This is a genomic window from Conyzicola sp., from assembly GCF_057073975.1.
Window position 1 is genome coordinate 1 of the sequence record NZ_JBXMIS010000138.1, and the last position, 22,558, is coordinate 22,558.

The following is a 22,558-nucleotide window of genomic DNA, read 5'->3' on the forward strand; positions in this document are numbered from 1 at the left end:
GGCGCCGACGCCAACGAGAACGCCATCCGCATGGCACGGCTCACCACCGGGCGCGACAAGGTGCTCTCGACCTACCGCTCGTACCACGGCAACACGGGGGCAGCGATCGTCGCGACCGGCGACTGGCGACGGATGCCGAACGAGTACGCGCGCGGCCACGCCCACTTCTTCGGCCCGTTCGAGTACCGCTCCGAGTTCTGGTCGGACTCGCCGGAGCAGGAGTCGGAGCGCGCGCTGCGCCACCTCGCCCGCATCATCGAGGTGGAGGGGGCGTCATCCATCGCGGCCATCTTGCTGGAGACCGTTCCGGGAACCGCGGGAGTGCTTGTTCCGCCCCCGGGGTATCTCGCGGGAGTGCGCGCCCTGTGCGACCGCTACGGCATCGTTCTCATCTTCGACGAGGTCATGTGCGGCTTCGGGCGCACGGGCTCGTGGTTCGCGTGGCAGGACGCGTCGATAAGCGGCAGTGACGGCGGTGTCGTGCCCGATCTCATCACCTTCGCCAAGGGCGTCAACTCCGGCTACGTGCCGGTCGGCGGTGTCGTCATCTCCGAGTCCATCGCGCAGGCCTTCGACACGCAGGTCTTTCCCGGCGGGCTCACCTACTCCGGCCACCCCCTTGCGATGGCGTCGATCGTCGCGTCCATCGATGCGATGGAGTCGGAGGGCATCATCGAGAACGCGGCGGCCATCGGCCGCGACACCCTCGGCCCCGCCCTGCGGGAGCTGGCAGAGAAGCACGAGATCATCGGCGACGTTCGCGGCCTCGGCGTGTTCTGGGCTCTCGACCTCGTGAGCAACCCGCAGTCGCGGGAGCCGGTCACCGGTGCCGTCATGGGCGAGCTCAAGAAGGCGCTCATGGCCACGGGGCTGCTTCCCTTCGTGGCCGACAACCGCATCCATGTCGTTCCCCCGTGCGTCGTCACGGCAGACGAGGTGTCGCGTGCTGTCGAGATCTACGACCAGGTGCTCACCGAGTTCGAAGCACGCGCGTGAGCGACGACACGCAGCCGAGAAGACTCGCCCCAGGGGCGCCCGGGGTGCCGCAGCGCTTCCTCATCGAACCGGATGACTACCAGGCCCAGCTCGTCGGCACGGCCGGCGACGGCCGCCGCTTCTTCATCACCACGCCGTTCGAGCCGGGGGAGGAGTACGTCGCCCTGTTCTGGTGGACGCCCGATGGCGAGTTCGATGCGATCGACGTCGACGCGTTCGGACCACGCGAGCTGCTCGCCGAGACGGATGTCGAAGACGCGATCGAGCGCCGCATCGCCCAGCTCGGCGGGTTCCGAATCGAGCCGATCAGCGTCGCGCCGTTCGTCGCAGAGTCGCACGGCACGAGCTTCGGCTTCATTCCGCAGGAGTTCTCCGGGCACATCTCCGTCAACCTCATGCCGGGCGACTACATGGCGTTCAACGATCCATGGGACTCGGGAGAGTACGACACGTGACCGAGTTCGTCACGCTCGGCAGCGATGACGCCGGCGAGCTGCTCACCCTGCAGCGCGCGGCCTACTCCACCGAGGCGCAGATCTACAGCGACCCCTTCCTGCCGGCTCTCACGCAGACGCTCGACGAGCTGCGCGAGGAGCTTGCCGGGCCGAGCCTCGGCATTCGCGATGGCGGGCGCCTCGTCGCCGCACTGCGGTGGTTTGTCGAGGGGAGCATCGCGCACATCGGGCGCATCACCGTCGCCCCCGATATGCAGGGCCGCGGCCTTGGCACCCAGCTGCTGCGCGAGGCCGAGCGTCGAAGCGGCGCAGCCAGCTTCGAGCTGTTCACCGGGCACCTGAGCGCGGCGAACCTGCGCCTGTACGAGCGGGAGGGATACCGGCAGACGATGCGGATGCCGCTGCGGGAGGGCGTCGAGCTGATCTACCTGCAGAAGCAGGCTCCCATCCCCACCGCGTAGACTTGGACGCCGTGCCAACGCCCACTGCCAGCCCCTACGTCATCCCGGTCTTCGACCTGATGCACCGACCCGGTGAGATGCGCGAGATCGCGATCGATGCTCCCGCCATCGAGTCCTTCGGCAACGCCGTGATCGCCGTCACCGAGGGCACAGAGGTGCACCTCGACGTGCGTCTCGAGTCGCTTCACGACGGAATCCTCGTGACCGCAGACGTCGACACGGTGGCCACGGGGGAGTGCGTGCGGTGCCTCACCGACGTGGCCCTGCCGGTGCGGGTCGATATCGCGGAACTTTTCGCGTATTCTCTTGACGAAGCTTTTGACTACGCGGTTGTCGACGATTCTCTGGATCTCGAACCGCTGGTCAGGGACGCGGTGGTGCTCTCACTGCCGTTCCAGCCGGTCTGTCGTCCGGATTGCCCAGGCCTCGACCCAGAAACGGGCGAGCGACTGGAAGATTTTCCAGACAGGAAACCCGCCGAGATAGTTGATCCGAGATGGTCTGCGCTCGCGGGGTTCACGACAGCCGACACAGAGACTACTGACGGTGGCGACACCGCTGAAGAAGAGAAGAGATAGCCATGGCTGTACCGAAGCGCAAGATGTCGCGGGCATCCACCCGCATGCGCCGCGCCCAGTGGAAGGCTGAAGCCCCCACCCTGGTCAAGACCGTCGAGAACGGCAAGGTCACCTACAGCCTTCCGCACCGCGCGAAGGTCGTCGAAGACTCCACCGGCACCCCCCTGTACCTCGAGTACAAGGGCCGGAAGGTCGCCGACGTTTAATGCTTCCTGGCCCGCCCTTCCGGCGGCGCCGTATGAAGCTCCACCCCGGATAGCGACGGGAGCGGCTCGTGACAGGTAGTACCTCGTCGCGAGTCTCTTTGTCGTTGGCGCTCGGCGTCGAGATCGGCGAGGAGCTTCTCGAGCTCGCGCTCACGCACCGCTCGTACTCGTACGAGCACGGTGGCTCTGCCAACAACGAGCGCCTCGAGTTTCTCGGCGACTCGATCCTCGGGCAGGCCGTCACGGTCATGCTCTACACAGAGAACCCGACCCTCGACGAGGGAGACCTCGCCAAGCGCCGGGCAAGCCTCGTGTCGTCGGTCGCCCTGGCCGAGGTGGCACGGTCGATCGGCATCGGCCCGCACATCCGCCTCGGTCGCGGAGAACAGCTCACCGGCGGGCACGACAAGTCCTCGATCCTCGCGGATGCGGTCGAGGCCATCATCGGCGCCGCCTTCCTCTCGCTCGGCGCCGATGCGGCGACGGAGCTCGTGCTGCGCCTCATCCGGCCGCTCATGGACAACCCCGACCGCTTCGGTGCGGCCATGGACCCGAAGACGAGCCTGCAGGAGCTCGTCGCGCGCCAGGGGCACGGGCTGCCCTCCTACCTCGTGACCGACAGCGGGCCAGATCATCTCAAGCGCTTCAGCGCGACCGTCGTGATCGACGGCGAGCCGGTGGCCACCGGTGTCGGCTCGAGCAAGAAGCAGGCGGAGATGGCCGCGGCCCTCGACGCCTGGACAATGCTCTCGGCGCCGTAGCGTGCCAGAGCTGCCAGAGGTCGAGGTCGTTCGCGCCGGCCTCGAGCCGATCGTCACCGGGGCGAGAATCGCGTCCGTCAGCGTGCTCGACGAGCGCTCCCTTCGACGCCACGACGGACCGAGCGAGGACTTCGTGCACCGCCTTGTCGGCCGCACGCTCGAGGTGCCGCAGCGCCGCGGCAAGTTCATGTGGCTACCGCTGCGTCCGGTGGACGAGCCCGTGCACACCGAGGCGCTCGTCACCCACCTCGGAATGTCTGGCCAGGTGCTGCTGCGACCGCCGGGTGTCGACGACAGGCTGACGCGCATCCGGTTCGAGCTGCAGCATCCGGTTCACGGTCAGGTGCGCATGAACTTCGTCGACCAGCGCATCTTCGGATCCATGGCGATCGACGAGCTCGTGCCGGTGAGTGACATGGATGCCGGCTCCGCCCAGTTTGTGCCGACGGCAGTCGCGCACATCGCCCGCGACCCCCTCGACCCGCTGTTCGACGAGGCGCTGTTCCTCGACCGGCTTGCCCGACGCAACTCCGGCATCAAGCGCGCGCTGCTCGACCAGGGCCTCATCAGCGGCATCGGCAACATCTATGCCGATGAGTCGCTATGGGCGGCCCGCATCCACTACGAGCAGCTCGCCTCGACGATCACGCGCCCGCGTGCGCGTGCACTGCTCGCCGAGGTGCGGGCGGTGCTGCGGCAGGCGCTGTCGGAGGGCGGCACGAGCTTCGACGACCAGTACAAGAACGTCAACGGCAATTCCGGCTACTTCGAGCACTCGCTCAAGGTCTATGCGCAGCAGGGCACGCCATGCCCGCGGTGCGGGCGTCTCGTCGTGCGCGAGCAGTTCATGAATCGCGGCTCGCACTTCTGCCCGCACTGCCAGAAGCCGCCGAAGCGCGTTTTGTGAGCAATCCACGCGTTGACATTGACTGCGTACCGACCGTTCTGCTAGCTTGGCGCGGCTGAGAAGTTTTTCTCACCATTGTCGCAGTCTGAAAGGTCCTCATGATCAAGAAATCCCGAATTGGCAGCGGTCTGCTCGGCGTGGGGGCTGTAATCGCCCTCGTGCTCGGAAGCGCTGTTTCTGCCCAAGCTGTTTCGGCAACCGTTGGAGGAGACGTCAACTGCAATGGCTACAACGTCTACTACAGCACCACTCGATACGTCTCGGCCAATAGCACCCGCATCCAGTACACGCTGTCGAACTCGGCGGGCAGCAGCGAGGGACTGTCTGGCACTTACCTCGGAGTGCACCTGAACACATCGAACACATACCTTGGCCAGAAGAGCATGACGATCCAGAGCCCGACGGCAGTGCTGAGCCCCTACTACGTCAAGGGAACGTCATTCACGCTTTACGGCCACATGGACGCATCGCTTGGAGTCTGCGACAACCACTTCTCAGGCACCCTCTACTATTAGCCAGATGACCCGCGACTCGGCAATGTCTATCGTCTCCGCGCGTCGCGGTTCCAGCATGGTGGCCGCGTTTATTCTTGCGGCCACCATGCTGTCTGGTTGCGCAGGGTCAACGGCCACGCACGACGCTGCGCCAACCGAGCTCGACTCGGACACCGGCTTCACCGGCATCTCCGGTGTGACGGAAGAATACGCGGCGACTGCCGGTGAGCTTGTGTTGCCCGAGGGCGACGCCTTCCCCGAAGCGCCTTTCGGAGACTCAACGGGCTCCTATCAGGCGGGCTACGGCGCCTCTGCTGCGGTGAACTACTGGAACTGCGCGTGGGGCCGCACCTTCCTCGCCGCTCAGGGTGTAGACCCCGTCGCCGCTGATGCGGCCCTTGTGCAATTCGCTGCCATCATGGACACCGAGGTATACAAGCTCCACTACGACCCCGCGAGCGCGTACCCGTTGTTCGAGGAGGCCGTAGCCAACGGCCAGCTAGGAGACCCCAGCGGGGTTCAACTCCTGGTAGACGGCGGCTGCCCTCCCAAATGATGAGCCGAGCCTTTGCATGCGCGGCGCTCGTGCTCACGCTTGCCGGATGCACCGCGACCGCCCCTGACGAGCCCGCGAAGACGCCTGCCATTGCCGCCACCACCGAGGTAGTTCTTCGCGACATTACGTCAGTCGTGGTGGTGTCGGGAGACGTGGCCTCCAATCCGCACTATCTCGCCACGGCGCCAGTCGCCGGGGTGCTCACCTATGTGGCAACGACAAAGACGCTTGCTCCCGGCACGAATATCGCCGACGTGGCTGGCACGAAGATCGCGACGCCCGCACTCGGCCAAGTCGTCCAGTGGTTGCGGTCGAGCGGAGAGACGGTTGCGAAGAACTCGCCAGTGGCTGAGCTTGCGTATTCGGGTTTCGGGATTCCCGTGGAAGTACCGGCAGAGCTGCTCTACCGCATTTATGGCCCGATGCCGGTCGTCGCGAAGGCGAACATCACCGGTGGGCCGTCGGGTGTGGCGTGCACTCTGGTGCCGACCTCGACAGGCGGTGATGTCGTGGCAGTACCTGACGATGGGTATCGCCCATCGCTGTGCCTTCTGCCGCTCGATGTCGATGTGACTGCCGCCCTTCCCGCAAAGGTCGGCGTGCCGACTGCCTCGCACCCGGGGGTCCTCGCCCTTCCCGTGTCCGCCGTCTCGGGCTTCGCGGGCAGCGGTCAGGTTTCGCTGGTCGACGGCTCCCTCACATCGACCGTGGACGTCGAGCTCGGCATCAGCGATGGCGCATACGTAGAGATCGTTGGCGGGTTGAGTAAGGGTGACCTGGTTCTAGCGCGCGCGCCCGGCATCCAGTAGCTCGTGGCCGTCATTGAGGCACGGGGACTCTCCTCCGTCATACCGCGCACAGACCAGCCGCTGCTGCAGGGCGTCGACCTCACCGTTGAGGCATCCGAGTCAGTGGCCATCCTTGGCAGGTCGGGGTCGGGCAAGACCAGTCTGCTGTCCATTCTTGGACTGATGCAGCGCGCAGACACCGGATCACTGGCAATCGGCGGTCGCGACGTCGCGAGGGTGAGCGAGTCGGAAGCAGCGCGGCTGCGCAACGAGCTCATCGGCTTCGTGTTTCAGAACTACTCGCTCATCGCAGACCTCACGGTTTTCGACAATGTCGCGCTGCCGCTTCAGTACGGAACGGCTTCACCCCGCTCGCAGCAGCGCTCTCGAGTCATGGAGATGCTTGAACTTGTTGGGTTGCAGCGATTCGCGCGATCTCGGCCAGCGCGCCTTTCGGGCGGGGAGCAGCAACGCGTGGCAATTGCCCGCGCCCTTGTGCGTCGTCCCAAGGTCGTGCTTGCCGATGAGCCGACCGGCGCGCTCGACTTCTCGACGAGGGACGACGTCATTCGATCGCTAAAGAGCGCAGCCAGCGCTGCAGACAGCTGCCTAGTGATGGTGACCCACGACGCAGCCGTCGCAAACCAGATGGATCGCCGGCTTCACCTTGTCGACGGAGTACTCCGCATCGAGGGCGCCTGATGCGCCCGGTCGCACGAGCCTGGCGCGAACTACGCACCCAGTCGCTCCGCTACGGACTGGCCGGACTCTCGATGCTGATCGGTGTTCTTGGTATCTCATCGATCGCGATCGTCAACTCGGTCGCTCTCGATATGCTCGTCGCCCAGCAGGAGCAGCTGCACGGTCGCGAGGCTAGTTACGCGGCGAACTTCGCCGTAACCCCCGCGCAGCTGAACGGGGATCTCGACCCCGTGAACAGCCTGGCCGGGCTGCATGACGACCTGATCTCTCGCTTTGCATCGGATTCCATCAGCATCGCAATCCAGGCAGACCGCACGATGGCGCTCGAATCACCGTCGCAACACGCGGCAAATGAACCAGGGGATAGCCTGCTGGTGAAGTGGACAGACGGCAGCATCGGCGAGCTTCAGAGACTGCCCGTCATTGACGGAACGCTGCCCTCGGGCATCTACCCTCCTGGTCTGGCCCTCAACGAATCAGCGGCAAGCGCAATCGGGTATCCCGACGTGCAGCAGGCGTTCCTCCTTTCCTCTATCGACAGCCAGCCCTTGTCTGTCGTGATCACCGGAGTCGTCGGCGACGGATTGACGGAGCCGACCGCATACGGTGACATGGACCTCGCACTCCAGTTCTTCCCGCTCACGCTCGCAGATGAGAGCATGACTCTTCGAATGCAGGGGGTCGCGCTGCAAGAATCCGATGCCGGACGCGTGGTTGCTCAACTCACCCCGCACGGCTTCTCCGCTCCCGAGGGAGCGCAGCGTGTGGACACTGTGGAGTCCGTGCGCGCCCAGGTCGGGTTCCTTCGCCTTGTGTTCGGTGGGTGCGCGCTTGCGATCCTCGTCATTGCGGCGATCGGCACAGCCAACGTCGGGCTGAGTTCCGTGTCGGAACGGGCGCGCGAGCTCGTTGTGAGACGAGCTCTAGGCGCCCGCCGACGAGACATCTTCGCGCAGCTCATCTCGGGGGCAGTTGCGGTCGGAGTGCTGATATCGCTCATCGCTGTGTCGCTAACCGTGGCTGCCGTCTATCTGCTGGTGCCGCAGCTGATTCCTGCCGCGTCATCTGTCACCTCGCCCCAGTTCCCCCTAGACGCGTGCGTTGCGGGCATCGTGGCGGCTATGGGCACGGCGGTCCTCGGAGGGCTCTTGCCAGCGATCAAGGCGACGCGTCTACCGGTGGGACTTGCGCTCCGCGAGTGAGCAGCGCCCACATCCCGAGCACGGGTCTAGACGTCGAGCCGCCACGCCCCCTCGTAGCCCATCGGCACGAAGCCGACGGCCTCGTTGACGTCGAGCATGTAGCGGTTCTCCTCCGCGTTGAACGTGACGACCGAGGGGTGGCCGGGGCGAAGCCGCTGCAGGTGGTCGAGGTTCGCGACCTTCAGCAGCATCCCGAGCCTGTTGCCGCGGTGCTCGCGCAGCACAAGGGTGTCGTCCTGGTGCACGGCGCGTTTCGCCTCTGCCGGCACGGAGAGCGTGGTGAACCCGGCGAGGCGCCCGCTCGGCATGTGCTCGACGGCGGTCGTCAGCATCGATCGCGGGCTGAGCTCGTGGGCGGCCTCGACGGCCGCGATGCGCTCTGGCGTCCAGAGGTCCTCCGGCTCCTCGAGACCGGCCGAGGGGGCATCGGTGCTCATGCGGGTGAGCAGCAGCGCCATGTCGTCCATCCACTCCGGTGGTGTGCGACCGACCCAGGAGTGCAGGCGGTAGCCAGGAGCCGGCTCTGGAACCTCGAGGGCTGCAGGCAGCGGAAGGCGACTGCCCCGCTCGACCTGCTGCAGCCGGTAGCCGCGGTTAAGCAGAAAGCGCACCTCTGCATTGCCCGCTGGCACGCCGCCGAAGCCTGTTGGCGACGGGATGCGGTCGCCGGGGCCATCGGCTGATGCCGCGTAGACGAGCAGCTTGGTTCGCGCCTCCGCACGGCAGTGCTGCTCGATCGCGTCGGCCATGGCCGTGCCGATGCCACGGTTGCGATACGCCGAGAGCACGCTGACCATGAGCCATGCCGTGTCGGGGTCAGTGACGAGCCGGTCGTACATGGCGCGCCCGACGAGTCGCCCGTCGACGCGCACGCCGAAGAGCCGGCGGGGGCTCTGCGGATCCTGCCACCATGGCAGCACCTCGGCGGGCGACAGCCGCAGGTCGTCGGTGCCGTAGGTCTCGGCCTCGACATCGTTGGCGAGGATCGAGGCCTCGACGAAGTCGCCCGCGTCGTCGTCGTCGACCGTGGTCGGCACGACGAGCTCCTCGACGGTGATCCCGGTCATGGCGCCCCCTGTCTGCTGGAGTGGCCAGCCGACCAGCGTACAACTGTCCGGTACCGTATACGAAGGCCATCGCGGAGAAGAAGGGGGAGGCGTTGTATCTCAAGAGCCTCACCCTCAAGGGATTCAAGTCCTTCGCCCAGCCGACCACCTTCGCCTTCGAGAAGGGCGTGACCTGCGTCGTCGGGCCCAACGGCTCCGGCAAGAGCAACGTCGTCGACGCCCTCGCCTGGGTCATGGGCGAGCAGGGCGCCAAGACCCTCCGCGGCGGCAAGATGGAAGACGTCATCTTCGCCGGCACCGCCACCAAGGGGCCGCTCGGCCGCGCCGAGGTGCTGCTCACCATCGACAACGCGGATGGCGCGCTGCCGATCGAGTACTCCGAGGTCACCATCAGCCGCACGCTGTTTCGCAACGGCGCGAGCGAGTACGCCATTAACGGCGAGGCGTGCCGCCTTCTCGACGTGCAGGAGCTGCTGAGCGACTCCGGCCTCGGGCGCGAGATGCACGTCATCGTCGGGCAGGGGCAGCTCGACGCGGTGCTGCACGCGACCCCGGAGGGGCGGCGCGGCTTCATCGAGGAGGCCGCCGGAATCCTCAAGCACCGTCGCCGCAAAGAGAAGACGCTGCGCAAACTCGACGCCATGCAGGCCAACCTCACGCGCCTCAGCGACCTCGCCGGCGAGATTCGGCGCCAGCTGAAGCCGCTCGGGCACCAGGCGGAGATCGCCAAGGAGGCGCAGTCCATCGCGGCGACGGTGCGCGACGCCAGGGCGCGACTGCTGGCCGACGAGGTGGTCGAGCTTCGCGAGGCGATCACGGCATCCACCCGCTCTGAGAGCGAGCGCAAGACCGAGCGCATCGTGCTGCAGGAGCAGCTCGACCAGGCCAAGCTGCGCGAGGGGCGCATCGAGCAGGCGCAGGTCGGCGACGCCGTCGACGTTGCGCGTCGAACGGCGTTCGGCCTCGAGTCGGTGCAGGAGCGCCTTCGCGGTCTGTACTCCCTCGCCAACCAGCGTCTCGCGCTGCTCGGCCAGCAGGCCGAGGGCTCCTCGGTGAGCTCTGGCATCTCCACGCAGTCGGTGCAGGACGCACTGGATGAGGCGAAGCGCCTCACCGCCGACATCGCCACCGCAGAGGAGGCCGTCGGTCGCGCCAGCGCTCTCGCCGCCACCGCGAAGGCGTCTCTCGACTCCCTCGACGAGGAGATCGCTGCGCAGAGCGCCCTCGTCTCCCGGCACAGCCTCGAGCTCGCCGGACATGTCTCGCGCGTCGATGTTGCGCGCTCCAAGCTGACCGCCGCGCAGGGTGAGCTCGTGCGCCAGCAGGCTGCCCTCGAGCAAGCGGAGGCGCGGCGCGAGTCGGCTCGCGCCGACCTCGACGAGCTCGGTGAGACCACCGGGGATTCCGACGACACCCTCACGACTGCCTACGAGGCCGCCGAGGCCCGCGTCGCCACGCTCGTGACCGAGGTCGAGGCCGCCCGCGACGCCATGCACGTGTCGGAGCGCGAGCGCGACGCCCTCGCCGCCCGCACCTCTGCCCTCTCGATGGCCGTCGACCAGAAAGACGGCTCGACGGCGATCGTCGAGGCGGGCATCAGCGGAATACGCGGTCTCGTGGCAGAGCACGTCAAGGTGCGTCCCGGCTACGAGGCGGCGATCGCCGCTGCCCTCGGCTCCCTCGCGGATGCCGTGCTCGCCGACGACCACGACTCGGCCGTCGCAGGCCTCGCACACGCGCGCGCATCGGATGCTGGGCGCGTCGAGATCGTCGTCGCCTCTGGTGCTGCTGCGGCATCCATCGGATCGCTGCCGGATGGCGCCATCGCCGCAGTCGACCTCGTCACCGCCCCGGCGGGTATCGTCGGCATTCTTGCCCACGTCGTTGTCGTCGACGACCTCGACGCGGCACGGGCGGCGTGGCGCTCGCTGCCGAACGACGTGACGGTCATCACGGTCAACGGCGACGTGCTCACCGAGTACGTGCTGCGTGGCGGATCGGGGGCCAAGCGCTCCCGCCTCGAGCTCGTGGCAGAGCGCGACACCGCGGCCGGCCGCCTGCAGGAGGTCAGCACGGCGATCGAGCGCACGAGCTTCGAGTTTGGCGAGAAGCGCGCGGCCCTCGAGAGCGCTCGCGCCGATGCCAAGTCGGCCCTTGACGCCCTCAACGAGCACGACGCGGCGCGCGCCTCGCACAGCGAGCAGCTCGGTCGCCTTCGCGTGCAGCTCGACGCGGCCCAGTCGGAGTGGGAGCGCCTGTCGGCGACCCTCGGCATCTCGGCCGAAGCCGTGCGCACTGCGGAGGCGGAGGTCGAGCGCGCGTCGGCTGAGCACGACCGCTTCGCCTCGACCCCGCGGCCCATGCTCGATGTCTCGAACCGCGACGCGCTCTATGCAGAGCTCGAGGCGGCCCGCGCCGCCGTCGTCGACGAGCGCATTCGCGTCGAGACGGCGCGCGAGCGCGTGCGCATCGAGCAGGAGCGAGCGGCATCCCTCGCCACCCAGCTCGAGGCGGAGCGCGCGGCGGCTGAGGAGCACGCGCGCCTCGCCGTCATCCGCCGACACCAGGTCGCTGCAGCACGCCGCGTGATCGAGGCGCTACCGCCCGTGCTCGACGCCGTCGACCGCTCGGTGTCAGAGGCTCGCGTGCGGCTCACTGCCGCAGAGGCGGAGCGAGTGCAGCAGAACGAGGAGCTCGCAGAGCTTCGGCGCCAGGAGAGCTCGCTGCGCGAGCGGCTGTCGGTCGTCAGCGAGAACGTGCACGGCCTCGAGATGCAGGTCTACGAGAAGAAGCTGCACCTCTCGACCCTGCTCGAGCGGGCGGGCGATGAGCTCGGCCTCGTCGAGGATGTTCTGGTGGCGGAGTACGGACCGCTCGTGCCGGTGCCGGTCGACGACCCAGAGGCAGAGCCCGTTCTCTTCAACCGTGCGGAGCAACAGCAGCGCCTTGCGCGAGCCGAGCGCAAGCTCGCAGAGCTCGGCCGGGTCAACCCGCTCGCCCTCGAGGAGTTCGCCGCGCTCGAGGAGCGCCACAAGTTCCTCACAGAGCAGCTCACCGACCTCACGACGACCCGCGCCGACCTGCTGACCATCATCGAGGAGATCGACGGCAAGATGCAGGAGATCTTCCGCGATGCCTTCGAAGACACGAAGACGGCCTTCGCCGAGGTCTTCCCCGTGCTCTTCCCCGGTGGCACCGGCAGTATCGAGCTCACCGACCCTGGCGACCTGCTGACCACCGGTATCGAGGTCAGCGTGCGTCCCGCTGGCAAGAAGATCGAGCGGCTCTCCCTGCTGAGCGGCGGCGAGCGGTCGCTCGCGGCGGTCGCCCTTCTCGTCGCGATCTTCAAGGCGCGGCCGAGCCCCTTCTACATCCTCGACGAGGTGGAGGCGGCGCTCGACGACGCCAACCTCGGTCGTCTTCTCACGATCTTCCGCGACCTTCGCGAGAACTCGCAGCTCATCGTCATCACGCACCAGAAGCGCACGATGGAGATCGCGGATGCCCTCTACGGCGTCTCGATGCGCCAGGACGGCGTCAGCGCGGTCGTCGGCCAACGGGTCGGGGCAGAGGCCGGCGTCTAGTTGTGACCACCCACGTTCGAAGGAATGCCACCATGGCCACCCGCCCCATCCACCGTCTGCTGCTCGTTCCCGTCGTCATCGTGCTCGGCTCGCTGGCCCTCGGTGCCTGTTCCCTGCTGCCCGGTGGCACGCCGACACCGTCGAGCAGTGCCAGCAGCAGCGCCTCTGCCGACCCGACAGACGAGTCAGAGGATGACGACGCCGCATCCAGCAGCTGCCCCGACTCGCTCACCGAGTCGACGGCCGCCATGGCGGGAGTCGACGGCGAGATCGCGTTCATCGCGGCCGCAGACTTCGCGGCTCCCGTCGTCGGCCCGGAGTTCCTCGCGGGCGGCTGCCTGTTCCGTGTCTCCGTCGACAACGAGGGCACCCCGACCACGACCGACATCGGCTACCTGCCCGGCGATGCGGCCACGGTCGCGGCTATCTCGGCGAACCTCGAGGCCGGTGGCTACACGAAGGTGACCGACGGCATCTTCACCCTCTCCGAGAAGTCTGGGGTCTTCGTGTTCTCGAGCGAGGGCATGATGAGCGCCACCGAGATCGCCCAGCTCGGCCTCGGCGACTCCCTCGTGATCGTCATGGCGACCACCACGGGCGAGTAGCCGGCATCTCAGCTCAGCCGTTTCTCGTCCTCGGCGAGCACGCGCAGCCAGCGGTAGCCATATCCATCCAGCGTGATGGATGCGGCACCGCCCGCCCCGATCTGCACCATCGATCCGTCCTCGAGCAGGTCGACCAGGCGGTAGGTCTCGTCGGTGCCGTCGACGACGAGGTCGACGACGGCCGAGTCTGGCGAGAAGTTGTGCACGGCGATCATGCGCCCGTGCCCGTTCGACACCGAGTGGGCGAGCACGGCGTTGTTGCGCGTGGTCTGCTCTAGCACCGCGAAGTCGCCCCAGCCGATCTCCGCAGAGGCGCGGTAGCGCTCGGTGAGCGTGCGGATGAACATGAGCAGCGACTCCGGATCGTGCCGCTGGCTCGACACGTTGACGTGCTCTGGCGAGTAGCCTCCCTCGACCACGGGCATGGCGAGCTTCGACGGCTTCGCGTTCGAGAAGCCTCCGTTGGCGTCGACGTTCCACTGCATCGGGGTGCGCACCGCCGTGCGGTCTTTGATGGTCGTGCTCTCTCCCATGCCGATCTCCTCGCCGTAGAAGAGCACGGGGGTGCCGGGAAGCGAGAACATCAGGCTGTAGACCATGCGGATGCGGCGCGGGTCTCCATCGAGCATCGGGGGAAGGCGCCGGATGATGCCGCGGTCGTACACGCGCTGGTCTGGCTCTGGGGCGAACGCCTCGAACACCTCGAGCTTCTCCTCGTCGGTGAGCTTGTCGAGGGTCAGCTCGTCGTGGTTGCGCACGAAGTTCGCCCACTGCGAGTCGGGGTAGATCTTGGGGCGCCCCAGCACGGCCTTGGCAAGAGGGCGCGCGTCCTGCCGGGCGAGGGAGAGCCACAGGTTCTGCATCGTGATGAAGTCGAACTGCATGGTGAGGGCATCCCCGTCGCCGCCGCCGAAGTACTGCACCTGGTCTTTGCGCGGCAGGTTGGCCTCGCCGAGCAGGATCGCCTCGCCGGAGCGGCGCCCGAGGAACGCGCGCAGTGAGCGGAGGTACTCGAGGGGCTTTGGCATGTCGCCCTTCGAGCGCGTGGCGCCGGTCGGGTCGATGAGGAACGGAACGGCGTCGACCCGGAAGCCGGAGACACCGAGCTCCAGCCAGAAGCCCATCACCTTCGCGATCTCGTCGCGCACCTTCTGGTTGGTCACGTTGAGGTCTGGCTGGAACGAGTAGAAGCTGTGCAGGTAGTACTGGTTGGTCTTCGGGTCGAGCTCCCACACGCTGTCTTCCACATCGGGAAAGACGGGCTCTGGCTCGCTGCGCGGCTTCGTGTCGCGCCAGACGTAGAAGTCGCGGAACGGGTTGTCTTTGCTCTTGCGGGCCTCGACGAACCACGGATGCGTGTCGGAGGTGTGGTTGACCACGAGGTCGACGATGACCCGCATGCCGCGATCGCGGGCGGTGCGCACGAACTCGACGAAGTCGCCGTGGTTGCCGAGGCGCGGATCCACGCCGTAGTAGTCCTCGATGTCGTAGCCGTCATCGCGGTCGGGCGTCGGCTGGAAGGGCATGAGCCACAGGCACGTCACCCCGAGCTCGCTGAGGTAGTCGAGCCGGTGCGACAGCCCCTCGAAGTCGCCGATGCCGTCGTCGTTCCAGTCCATGAACGTCTCGACGTCGAGGCAGTAGATGACGGCGCTCTTCCACCACAGGTCGCTGGTGTCGGTGATTCTCACGGGCGGGCTCCAATTCTCGGCAGCACATGCTCGCCGAAGGTCTCGATGAATGCGACTTGCTCCTGGCCGACGTGGTGCAGGTACACCTCGTCGAAGCCCGCCTCGAGGCACTCCTCGATGCGCTGCACATGCAAGGACGGGTCGGATGAGACGGCGACGTGCTCTCGCATCGCCTCTGGCGTGACGTGCGCTGCGGCGTTGTCGAAGGCCTGCGGGGTGTCGAGGTCCCAGCAGATCGGGGGAGGGAAGACGTTGGTGCGCCACTGGTCATGGGCGATCGCGAGGGCCTCGTCGTCGGTCGGCGCCCAGCTCAGGTGCAGCTGCGCGACGGTCGGGCCGGTGCCGCCGGCGTCGCGGTAGGCGGTGCGCACGTCTTGCATGCTCGGCCCGGCGACCGTCGCCAGCCCGTCGGCCCAGCCAGCGAGCCAGCTGGCCGTCTCGGTGCTCACGGCAGCCCCGATGAGCGGGGGTGGCTGCTCAGGCAGCGTCCACACCTTGGCGCGGTCGACCGTCACGTGGCCGTGGTGGCTGACCTCCTCCCCGCGGAGGAGGCGGCGGATGACGCCGACGCTCTCTTCAAGGCGCGCGTTGCGGTCGACCTTGCTCGGCCATCCGTCGCCCGTGACGTGCTCGTTGGATGCCTCGCCAGACCCGAGCGCCGCCCAGAACCGCCCCGGATACATGGCCTCAATCGTCGCGATCGCCTGCGCGATGACGGCCGGGTGGTAGCGCTGGCCCGGAGCATTGACGATGCCGAACCGCAGGGTGGTCGCCTGGAGTGCGGCCCCGAGCCAGGTCCAGGCGAAGGCGGAGTGGCCCTGTCGCTCGCTCCACGGGGCGAGGTGGTCTGAGCACATGGCGGCACCGAAACCGACCTGCTCGGCGAGCACGACTGCCTCGAGCAGCTTCGTCGGGTGCACCTGTTCATGGGACGCGTGAAAGCCGATGACCGCCATGGCGCCACCCTGCCAAGCGTTCTTGGCAAACGGCAGAGAATCGTGCAGCCCGCGCTCAGCGAACCGCCAGCTTGTCGGGGTCGTTTGCCGTCGACTCCCGTGGCAGCCACGGAGGGCTCTGCCGTCGCCGCGTCACGCAACACGGTCGTGCTCCAGCCGCGGCGGAGCCATGGCGACAGGGTGCTGCTCTGGATCGATGGCCGGTGGCGGGAGTAACCAGTAGTCCGCGCCGGATCGGGTCACCTCCCACCCGTTGTTGTGCGAGAGCAGATGATGATGCCGACAGAGCAGGATGCCGTCGGCCACATCCGTCCTGCCGCGATCACGCGCCCAGTGGTTGATGTGGTGCGCCTCCGTCCAGGAGGGAGGGCGGTCGCATCCGGGCCAGCGGCATCCACCGTCGCGAACCGCGAGTGCGATGCGCTGCCTGCGCGTGTAGAGCCGCTGCTCCCGGCCCACATCGAGCGGCTGTCCGTCGGCGACCGCGATCTCGATGGTGGAACCGGCGCAGGTGAGCCGCTCAGCCGTCTCGATCGAGACGGGGTCGGTCTGACCCTCTATGCGCGCTGATCCGTGGCGGTCTGTGAGCGCCGTCAGCGACACGATGACACGAACGGAGGGCGCGCCACTGCCGAGGAGCATCGACGAGTCGGCCGCTGCTCCCTGCCGCACCAGCTCGACGAACACGTCGGAGGCGAGTTGCTGCGTGGTTCGCGAATCGTCGGCAATGGCTCTTGCCGCGGCGACGGAGGCAGGGTCGGCAAACCTCGGGCCACCGCGCCGCGGCGAGGTGATGCGGTCGTAGACCTCGCACACCACGGCCGCACTCTCTGGGTCGAGGAGCCAGGTCAGTGTGCTCATGCCGTCGGGCCGGCGGCGGAATCGCAGCGCGCGCTGATCGCGACGGGCGGCCTCGCGGGTGGAGATATCGGCGACATCTAGCTCGTCGCGTACCTCGCGGGCGCGACGGTAGAGGCGGTCAGCGTCGGTGGAAGCAGCCTCGATGCAGAGCTGGAGCGCGGCCGATGCGAGCTGGTCGGCGGAGATCGCAGAGGACGGACCTCCAAGACCGTTCGCGATTGACTGTGCCGCCTCGACGCTCAGGCTGCCAGAAACGAAGGTCGTGCCGACGGGGGCGAGCCACGGTCGCTCATCGGGCGTGGTGCCAGCAGCGGCATGGGCGAGCACACCGGCACTCACCGCCGTCGCTGACTCGCGCGCCGTCGAGCCCGTGATGACCCGCACCATCTCTGCGGCCGTGCGAAAACCAGCAGCCTGGGCGAGGCCGGAATGCCCGAGGGACGCGTGCGAGCGGCGCGCGATCTCGCCGGCGATGAGGGCGCTGCGAGCGCGAGCGGCCCGCTCGACCTCGGCCGAGCGGCGTGCGAGTTCGAGCAGTGCGGTGTCGGTGATCTCGCTGAGTGCACCCGCATCCATGGGGATCGCAGCGAGCGCGACGATCGCCGCCGCGAAGCTGGAATCGAGGGAGCTGGACATGGATTCATTCTCCCAGAATCGAACATACGTTCGAAAGAGTCGCCGACCAATCTGTGCAGAAGTGGCTGAAATGCTGGCCTTGGCGGAGGGGCGGAGAACCCCGACTACCCTGTTACCCATGGCAGAGCGCGCAACCCCGTGGTCCCTCGGCGGCACCCTCAGGGGCCTCTTCGCCGCGAAGACGATCGACGACGACACGTGGGAGTCGCTCGAGGATGCCCTGATCAGGGCCGACTTCGGGCCTGACACCGCCGACAGCATCGTCGAGGAGCTGCGGGGCAAGGTGCGCCAGTTCCGTACCACCGACCCGACAGACCTGCAGCGGATGCTGCGCGAGACTATCGAGGATCGCCTCGCGAAGTACGACCCGACTCTCGTTCTCAGCAACCGCCCGGCGGTCGTGCTCGTCGTCGGGGTCAATGGCGTTGGCAAGACGACGACGATCGGCAAGTTCTCTAAGTTCCTGGTGAACCACGGCCGCTCGGTGATCGTGGGGGCGGCCGACACGTTCCGGGCGGCCGCCGTCGAGCAGTTGGCGACGTGGGCGGAGCGTGGGGGAGCGGTCATCCAGCGGCCGCAGCAGCAGGGGCAGGATCCGGCTTCCGTCGCATTTCAGACGGTGGAGCGCGCCCAGCGCGAGGGCATCGACATCGCGATCATCGACACGGCCGGCCGCCTGCAGACCAAGAGCGGGCTCATGGACGAGCTCAGCAAGATCCGCCGGGTGATTGAGAAGCAGGCGGAGATCGCCGAGGTGCTGCTCGTGCTCGACGCGACGACGGGTCAGAACGGCGTTGCTCAGGCGGAGGCTTTTCTCGAGCACGCGGGTGTCACCGGGCTCGTCATCACGAAGCTCGACGGCTCGGCGAAGGGCGGCTTCGTGCTCGCCGTGCAGGAGCGCACGGGCGTGCCGATCAAGCTGGTCGGCGAGGGCGAGGGCATCAACGACCTCACGGGCTTCACCCCGCACGGTTTCGCGGCCAAACTGGTCGGCTGATGTAGCGATTTCCCCCAGTGACACGGGGGCGCGGGCACCACTAGCTTTAGCTCGTGGTCACTCGTGAGGGCACTTCAGCATTGGATGACTTCGCGCGCTTCGACTACGACCACGTGGTGGCCGCGGTGGCCCGCATCACGGGGGACTCCGGCGGCGCGAGCGATGCTGTGCAGGATGCCGTGGTCGGCTTCCTCGAGAACCCGCCGCGTCATCCGGTGGACAATCTCGCTGCCTGGCTCACCGTCGTCGCTGTGAACAAGCAGCGCGACCGCCGCCGCCGCAGTCTCGCGGAGGGCAGGGCCCTCGCCCGCTTCGGCCTTCCGGCCGAAACCGCCGCCGAACCCGCCTCACTCGACGCCGACATGCGTGCCGCGATTGGTGCGCTGCCGACCCGGCAGCGCGAGATCTGCGTGCTCCACTACGTGCTCGACGAGTCTGTCGCCACCATCGCCGGCAGGCTCGACGTCTCGAGCGGTGCGGTGAAGACGCACCTCTTCCGCGGCCGCCGCGCCCTTGCGGCGCGACTCGTGGCGGCGTAGCACACGACCTTTTTCGCAGACTACCTCTCCGACCCGACGAGCAGCTCCGGCTTGACCACCTGCAGCAGCGGGAGTCCCGCTGAGGCGATGCGAGCGACGGTTCGCGCCCCGTGCGCTACCCTGACCCCCATGAGCACACAGAACAACGCACCGCTCACCGGCCCCATCCAGACGATCACGGCGGGGCGCAAGCCGCGATCCCTCGTAGCGCTCGCCGCCGCCGTCGCCGGCAGCGTGCTCACGATCGTGGGCTTCTACGCGTGGATCATCGCCGCCCTCAATGGCACCGGCGAGGGCACGGGCATCGGGCAGGTGCTGTTCTTCGTCGGGCTCACCCTCAGCGCGATCGCCATCGGGCTCGCGATCTGGAGCCTCGTGAAGGGCGCGCCGAAGCTACTGCCGATCGCCGCGATCGCGGTGAGCCTCGCGCCGATTGTTTTCCTTGTGGCGCTGAGCCTGTAGCGGCTACCCAGCCGCCTGCTCGTGCGCGTGGCTGAGCTCTGCATAGTGTCGCGCGTTCTCGATGAGCGAGAGCTGCTCGTCGGGGGCGAGCATGCGCACCGTCTGGGCGGGAACGCCGGCGACGAGCGAGCCGGGGGAGACGACGGTGTTCTCTAGCACGACGCTGCCGGCGGCGACGAGGCTGCCGGCGCCGATGACGGCTCCGTTGAGGATGGTGGCGTTCATGCCGATGAGGCAGTCGTCTTCGATGTGGCAGCCGTGGATGACGGCGCCGTGGCCGATCGAGACGCGGCTTCCGATGATCAGCTGCAGGCCGGCATCCGTGTGCATCACGGCGTTGTCCTGCACGTTGCTGCCCGCGCCGATGCGGATGGAATCGACGTCGGCGCGCACGACGGCACCGTAGAAGACACTCGAGTGCGGCTCCATCGTGACGTTGCCGATGAGGGTCGCGTTTGGCGCCGCCCAGGCGGTCGCATCGACTTTCGGGGCCTGGCCTCCGAAGGGAACAATAAGCGGCATTCCCTCAGGGTAGCGGCACAGAGCGCCTAGCCTCGCGCATGACTTAAACTGGCTCGATCATGGCCACTTTCGGGAACCTCTCTGACCGCCTCGCGGATACCTTCAAGAACCTCCGCGGCAAGGGCAAACTGAGCCCGGCCGACGTCGACGGCACGGTTCGCGAGATCCGTCGCGCCCTGCTCGACGCCGACGTCGCGCTCGAGGTCGTCAAGGACTTCACAGGGCGGGTGCGCGAGCGCGCCCTTGGCGACGAGGTCTCGAAGGCCCTCAACCCGGCCCAGCAGGTGGTGCAGATCGTCAACGACGAGCTCGTCACGATTCTCGGCGGGGAGCAGCGCCGTCTGCAGTTCGCGAAGACCGCTCCGACGATCATCATGCTCGCCGGTCTGCAGGGTGCAGGAAAGACGACCCTGGCCGGCAAGCTCGCCAAGTGGCTCAAGTCGGAGGGGCACACCCCGGTGCTCGTCGCCGCCGACCTCCAGCGCCCCAACGCCGTCACCCAGCTGCAGGTCGTCGGCGAGCAGGCCGGAGTCGCGGTCTTCGCGCCAGAGCCGGGCAACGGCGTCGGCAACCCGGTCAAGGTCGCGAAGGATGCCGTCAAGTTCGCCACCCAGAAGCAGCACGACGTCGTCATCGTCGACACGGCGGGCCGACTCGGTGTCGATGCGGAGCTCATGAAGCAGGCCTCCGACATCCGCAAGGCCATCGACCCAGACGAGGTGCTCTTCGTCATCGACGCCATGATCGGCCAAGACGCGGTGCAGACCGCGCTCGCCTTCCAGAAGGGCGTCGACTTCACCGCTGTCGTGCTGTCGAAGCTCGACGGTGACGCCCGCGGTGGCGCAGCGCTCTCCGTCGCGAGCGTCACGGGCCGCCCGATCATCTTCGCCTCAACGGGTGAGGGGCTCGACGACTTCGAGCCGTTCCACCCCGACCGCATGGCGAGCCGCATCCTCGACCTCGGCGACATCCTCACCCTCATCGAGCAGGCGCAGAAGAACTTCGACGAGGAGGAGGCGAAGAAGGTTGCAGAGAAGTTCGCGACCGACACCTTCACCCTCGAGGACTTCCTCGGGCAGATGCAGCAGCTCAAGAACATGGGCTCGATCAAGAGCATGCTCGGCATGCTCCCGGGCGCCGGTGCCATGCGGCAGCAGCTCGAGAACTTCGACGAGTCGGAGATCACGCGAACCGAGGCCATCATCCAGTCGATGACCAAGCAGGAGCGGCACCAGCCCAAGGTGCTCAACGGCTCGCGCCGACTGCGCATCGCCCGCGGTTCTGGCACGACGGTCACCGAGGTCAACGCCCTCGTCAACCGCTTCGAGCAGGCGGCCAAGATGATGAAGACCGTTGCCAAGGGCGGCACCCCGCAGATTCCCGGCATGGGCCCGATTCCCGGCCAGAAGTTCAGCGGTGGTGCCAAGAGCCAGCAGAAGAAGAAGGGCTCGAAGTCGGGCAACCCGGCCAAGCGCGCGGCAGAGAATGCGGCGCTTGCGGCGGGCGGATCGCTGACCCCCGCGGCATCCGGTTCCGGTTTCGGCATCGGCGCGCCGAAGAAGGGCGCTCCGACGCCAGAGGAGCTCGCGAGCCTGCAGAAGTTCCTCGGGCGCTAGCCAGCGGAGCACGGCGGTCGCACCCTAGTCTCGAGGGATGACCACTCGCCCGGTACGCATCGGCGTACAGCTCGCACCCCAGCACGCCTCCTATGCCACGCTGCGCGACCGCGTTCGCGAGGTAGAAGACCTCGGCGCCGACGTCGTCTTCAACTGGGACCACTTCTACCCGCTGAGCGGCGACCGCGACGGCCTGCACTTCGAGTCGTGGACCATGCTGGCTGCTATCGCAGAGCAGACCAGCCGCATCGAGCTCGGTGCCCTTGTCAACTGCAACAGCTACCGCAACGCCAACCTCCAGGCCGACATGGCACGCACCATCGACCACATCAGTGCAAAGGATGGCGCGGCCGGCCGCTTCATCTTCGGCACCGGCTCTGGCTGGTTCGAGCGCGACTACACCGAGTACGGCTACGAGTTCGGAACGGCGGGCTCGCGCCTCGACGCCCTCGCGCGCGACCTTCCCATCATCGAGCAGCGCTGGGGCAAGCTGAACCCCGCCCCGACCCGTAAGATTCCCGTGCTCATCGGCGGCGGGGGAGAGAAGAAGACCCTGCGCATCGTTGCGCAGCACGCCGACATCTGGCACAGCTTCAGCGACCCGGAGACCCTCACCCGCAAGCTCGGCATCCTCGCAGCGCACGGCCGCGACGTGGGCCGCGACACGAGCGAGATCGAGATCTCGACAGAGCTGCGGGAGCGCACCGATGCCGAGGTCGACGAGCTGCGCGAGCTCGGGGCATCGCTGTTCACGATCGGGATCCCCGGGGCGGAGAAAGACCTCACCCCGGTCAAGAAGTGGATCGCCTGGCGCGACGCCGCCAACGGCTAGCCGTCACCCCCGGATGGGGGGATCCTGAGACGTGTCTATCTGTTTCGTCTTCCCAATAAGCTGAGCCAACCCCGATTTCCTGTG

The 22,558-nt window shown here is 67.4% G+C and carries 24 protein-coding genes; 19 read left to right on the forward strand and 5 right to left on the reverse strand.

The window, feature by feature from the left end; all coding sequences use genetic code 11:
* The 12 genes from AC14A7_RS12480 to AC14A7_RS12535 all read left to right on the forward strand — a co-directional run.
* Positions 1-996 (forward strand): aminotransferase class III-fold pyridoxal phosphate-dependent enzyme (locus AC14A7_RS12480; protein WP_484009521.1); only part of this gene is annotated, 996 nt, incomplete at its 5' end.
* A complete protein-coding gene (locus AC14A7_RS12485; RefSeq protein WP_484009523.1) occupies positions 993-1,451 on the forward strand; it encodes a hypothetical protein in 459 nt (152 codons plus the stop codon). The genes AC14A7_RS12480 and AC14A7_RS12485, both read left to right, overlap by 4 nt.
* A complete protein-coding gene (locus AC14A7_RS12490) occupies positions 1,448-1,912 on the forward strand; it encodes a GNAT family N-acetyltransferase (protein WP_484009525.1) in 465 nt (154 codons plus the stop codon). The genes AC14A7_RS12485 and AC14A7_RS12490 overlap by 4 nt, the downstream gene beginning before the upstream one ends.
* Positions 1,913-1,971: 59 nt before the next feature.
* Positions 1,972-2,490 (forward strand): YceD family protein, encoded by a 519-nt coding sequence (locus AC14A7_RS12495; protein ID WP_484009613.1) that lies wholly within the window; start codon positions 1,972-1,974, stop codon positions 2,488-2,490.
* A gap of 2 nt (positions 2,491-2,492) precedes the next feature.
* Positions 2,493-2,696, forward strand: a complete 204-nt coding sequence (gene rpmF / locus AC14A7_RS12500) for a 50S ribosomal protein L32 (protein WP_484009527.1) — start codon at positions 2,493-2,495, stop codon at positions 2,694-2,696.
* A 68-nt stretch (positions 2,697-2,764) separates the two neighbouring features.
* The gene (gene rnc, locus AC14A7_RS12505) at positions 2,765-3,457 is read left to right on the forward strand and encodes a ribonuclease III (protein ID WP_484009529.1); all 693 of its coding nucleotides are present in this window, start codon (positions 2,765-2,767) and stop codon (positions 3,455-3,457) included.
* A 1-nt stretch (position 3,458) separates the two neighbouring features.
* Positions 3,459-4,364, forward strand: a complete 906-nt coding sequence (gene mutM / locus AC14A7_RS12510; protein ID WP_484009531.1) for a bifunctional DNA-formamidopyrimidine glycosylase/DNA-(apurinic or apyrimidinic site) lyase — start codon at positions 3,459-3,461, stop codon at positions 4,362-4,364.
* Positions 4,365-4,462: 98 nt separating this feature from the next.
* Complete coding sequence (locus AC14A7_RS12515) at positions 4,463-4,879, forward strand: hypothetical protein (RefSeq protein WP_484009533.1); 417 nt, start codon at positions 4,463-4,465, stop codon at positions 4,877-4,879.
* 4 nt (positions 4,880-4,883) lie between these two features.
* Complete coding sequence (locus AC14A7_RS12520; RefSeq protein ID WP_484009535.1) at positions 4,884-5,414, forward strand: hypothetical protein; 531 nt, start codon at positions 4,884-4,886, stop codon at positions 5,412-5,414.
* Positions 5,414-6,223 (forward strand): efflux RND transporter periplasmic adaptor subunit, encoded by an 810-nt coding sequence (locus AC14A7_RS12525; protein WP_484009536.1) that lies wholly within the window; start codon positions 5,414-5,416, stop codon positions 6,221-6,223. Before AC14A7_RS12520 ends, AC14A7_RS12525 begins: the two co-directional genes overlap by 1 nt.
* Before the next feature lie 3 nt (positions 6,224-6,226).
* Positions 6,227-6,904 carry an ABC transporter ATP-binding protein gene (locus AC14A7_RS12530; RefSeq protein WP_484009538.1) on the forward strand — a complete coding sequence of 226 codons (678 nt, stop codon included), beginning with the start codon at positions 6,227-6,229 and terminating at the stop codon, positions 6,902-6,904.
* A complete protein-coding gene (locus AC14A7_RS12535; RefSeq protein ID WP_484009539.1) occupies positions 6,904-8,106 on the forward strand; it encodes an ABC transporter permease in 1,203 nt (400 codons plus the stop codon). Before AC14A7_RS12530 ends, AC14A7_RS12535 begins: the two co-directional genes overlap by 1 nt.
* A gap of 26 nt (positions 8,107-8,132) precedes the next feature.
* Here AC14A7_RS12535 and AC14A7_RS12540 read toward each other — a convergent pair whose 3' ends face one another.
* Positions 8,133-9,173, reverse strand: a complete 1,041-nt coding sequence (locus AC14A7_RS12540; protein ID WP_484009541.1) for a GNAT family N-acetyltransferase — start codon at positions 9,171-9,173, stop codon at positions 8,133-8,135.
* Between the two features lie 92 nt (positions 9,174-9,265).
* Between AC14A7_RS12540 and smc the strand changes: the two genes are divergently transcribed.
* Positions 9,266-12,757, forward strand: coding sequence for a chromosome segregation protein SMC (gene smc, locus AC14A7_RS12545; RefSeq protein ID WP_484009543.1), 3,492 nt, complete (start codon positions 9,266-9,268; stop codon positions 12,755-12,757).
* Positions 12,758-12,789: 32 nt separating this feature from the next.
* Positions 12,790-13,362 (forward strand): hypothetical protein, encoded by a 573-nt coding sequence (locus tag AC14A7_RS12550; protein ID WP_484009545.1) that lies wholly within the window; start codon positions 12,790-12,792, stop codon positions 13,360-13,362.
* Between the two features lie 8 nt (positions 13,363-13,370).
* Here the strand turns inward: AC14A7_RS12550 and AC14A7_RS12555 are convergent, their stop codons facing one another.
* The 3 genes from AC14A7_RS12555 to AC14A7_RS12565 all read right to left on the reverse strand — a co-directional run bounded on the left by AC14A7_RS12555 (position 13,371) and on the right by AC14A7_RS12565 (position 17,506).
* Positions 13,371-15,053, reverse strand: a complete 1,683-nt coding sequence (locus AC14A7_RS12555; RefSeq protein ID WP_484009546.1) for an alpha-amylase family protein — start codon at positions 15,051-15,053, stop codon at positions 13,371-13,373.
* Positions 15,050-16,009, reverse strand: coding sequence for a TIGR03885 family FMN-dependent LLM class oxidoreductase (locus AC14A7_RS12560; RefSeq protein WP_484009548.1), 960 nt, complete (start codon positions 16,007-16,009; stop codon positions 15,050-15,052). Before AC14A7_RS12560 ends, AC14A7_RS12555 begins: the two co-directional genes overlap by 4 nt.
* 132 nt (positions 16,010-16,141) lie before the next feature.
* On the reverse strand, positions 16,142-17,506 hold the full coding sequence (locus AC14A7_RS12565; RefSeq protein ID WP_484009550.1) for an HNH endonuclease signature motif containing protein: 1,365 nt from the start codon (positions 17,504-17,506) through the stop codon (positions 16,142-16,144).
* A gap of 118 nt (positions 17,507-17,624) precedes the next feature.
* Here AC14A7_RS12565 and ftsY point away from each other — a divergent pair, with 118 nt between their 5' ends.
* From ftsY to AC14A7_RS12580, 3 genes are all read left to right on the forward strand, one after another.
* Entirely contained in the window at positions 17,625-18,503 is an 879-nt protein-coding gene (gene ftsY, locus AC14A7_RS12570) for a signal recognition particle-docking protein FtsY (RefSeq protein WP_484009552.1), read from the forward strand.
* An 80-nt stretch (positions 18,504-18,583) separates the two neighbouring features.
* Positions 18,584-19,042 (forward strand): RNA polymerase sigma factor, encoded by a 459-nt coding sequence (locus tag AC14A7_RS12575; protein ID WP_484009554.1) that lies wholly within the window; start codon positions 18,584-18,586, stop codon positions 19,040-19,042.
* 129 nt (positions 19,043-19,171) lie between these two features.
* Positions 19,172-19,504, forward strand: coding sequence for a hypothetical protein (locus AC14A7_RS12580; RefSeq protein WP_484009556.1), 333 nt, complete (start codon positions 19,172-19,174; stop codon positions 19,502-19,504).
* 3 nt (positions 19,505-19,507) lie between these two features.
* Here AC14A7_RS12580 and AC14A7_RS12585 read toward each other — a convergent pair whose 3' ends face one another.
* The gene (locus tag AC14A7_RS12585; protein ID WP_484009558.1) at positions 19,508-20,026 is read right to left on the reverse strand and encodes a gamma carbonic anhydrase family protein; all 519 of its coding nucleotides are present in this window, start codon (positions 20,024-20,026) and stop codon (positions 19,508-19,510) included.
* Between the two features lie 59 nt (positions 20,027-20,085).
* Here AC14A7_RS12585 and ffh point away from each other — a divergent pair, with 59 nt between their 5' ends.
* Positions 20,086-21,642 (forward strand): signal recognition particle protein, encoded by a 1,557-nt coding sequence (gene ffh, locus AC14A7_RS12590; protein WP_484009560.1) that lies wholly within the window; start codon positions 20,086-20,088, stop codon positions 21,640-21,642.
* A gap of 37 nt (positions 21,643-21,679) precedes the next feature.
* Positions 21,680-22,474: an LLM class F420-dependent oxidoreductase gene (locus tag AC14A7_RS12595; protein WP_484009562.1), complete on the forward strand. Its 795-nt coding sequence runs from the start codon at positions 21,680-21,682 to the stop codon at positions 22,472-22,474.
* Positions 22,475-22,558 lie beyond the last annotated feature (84 nt).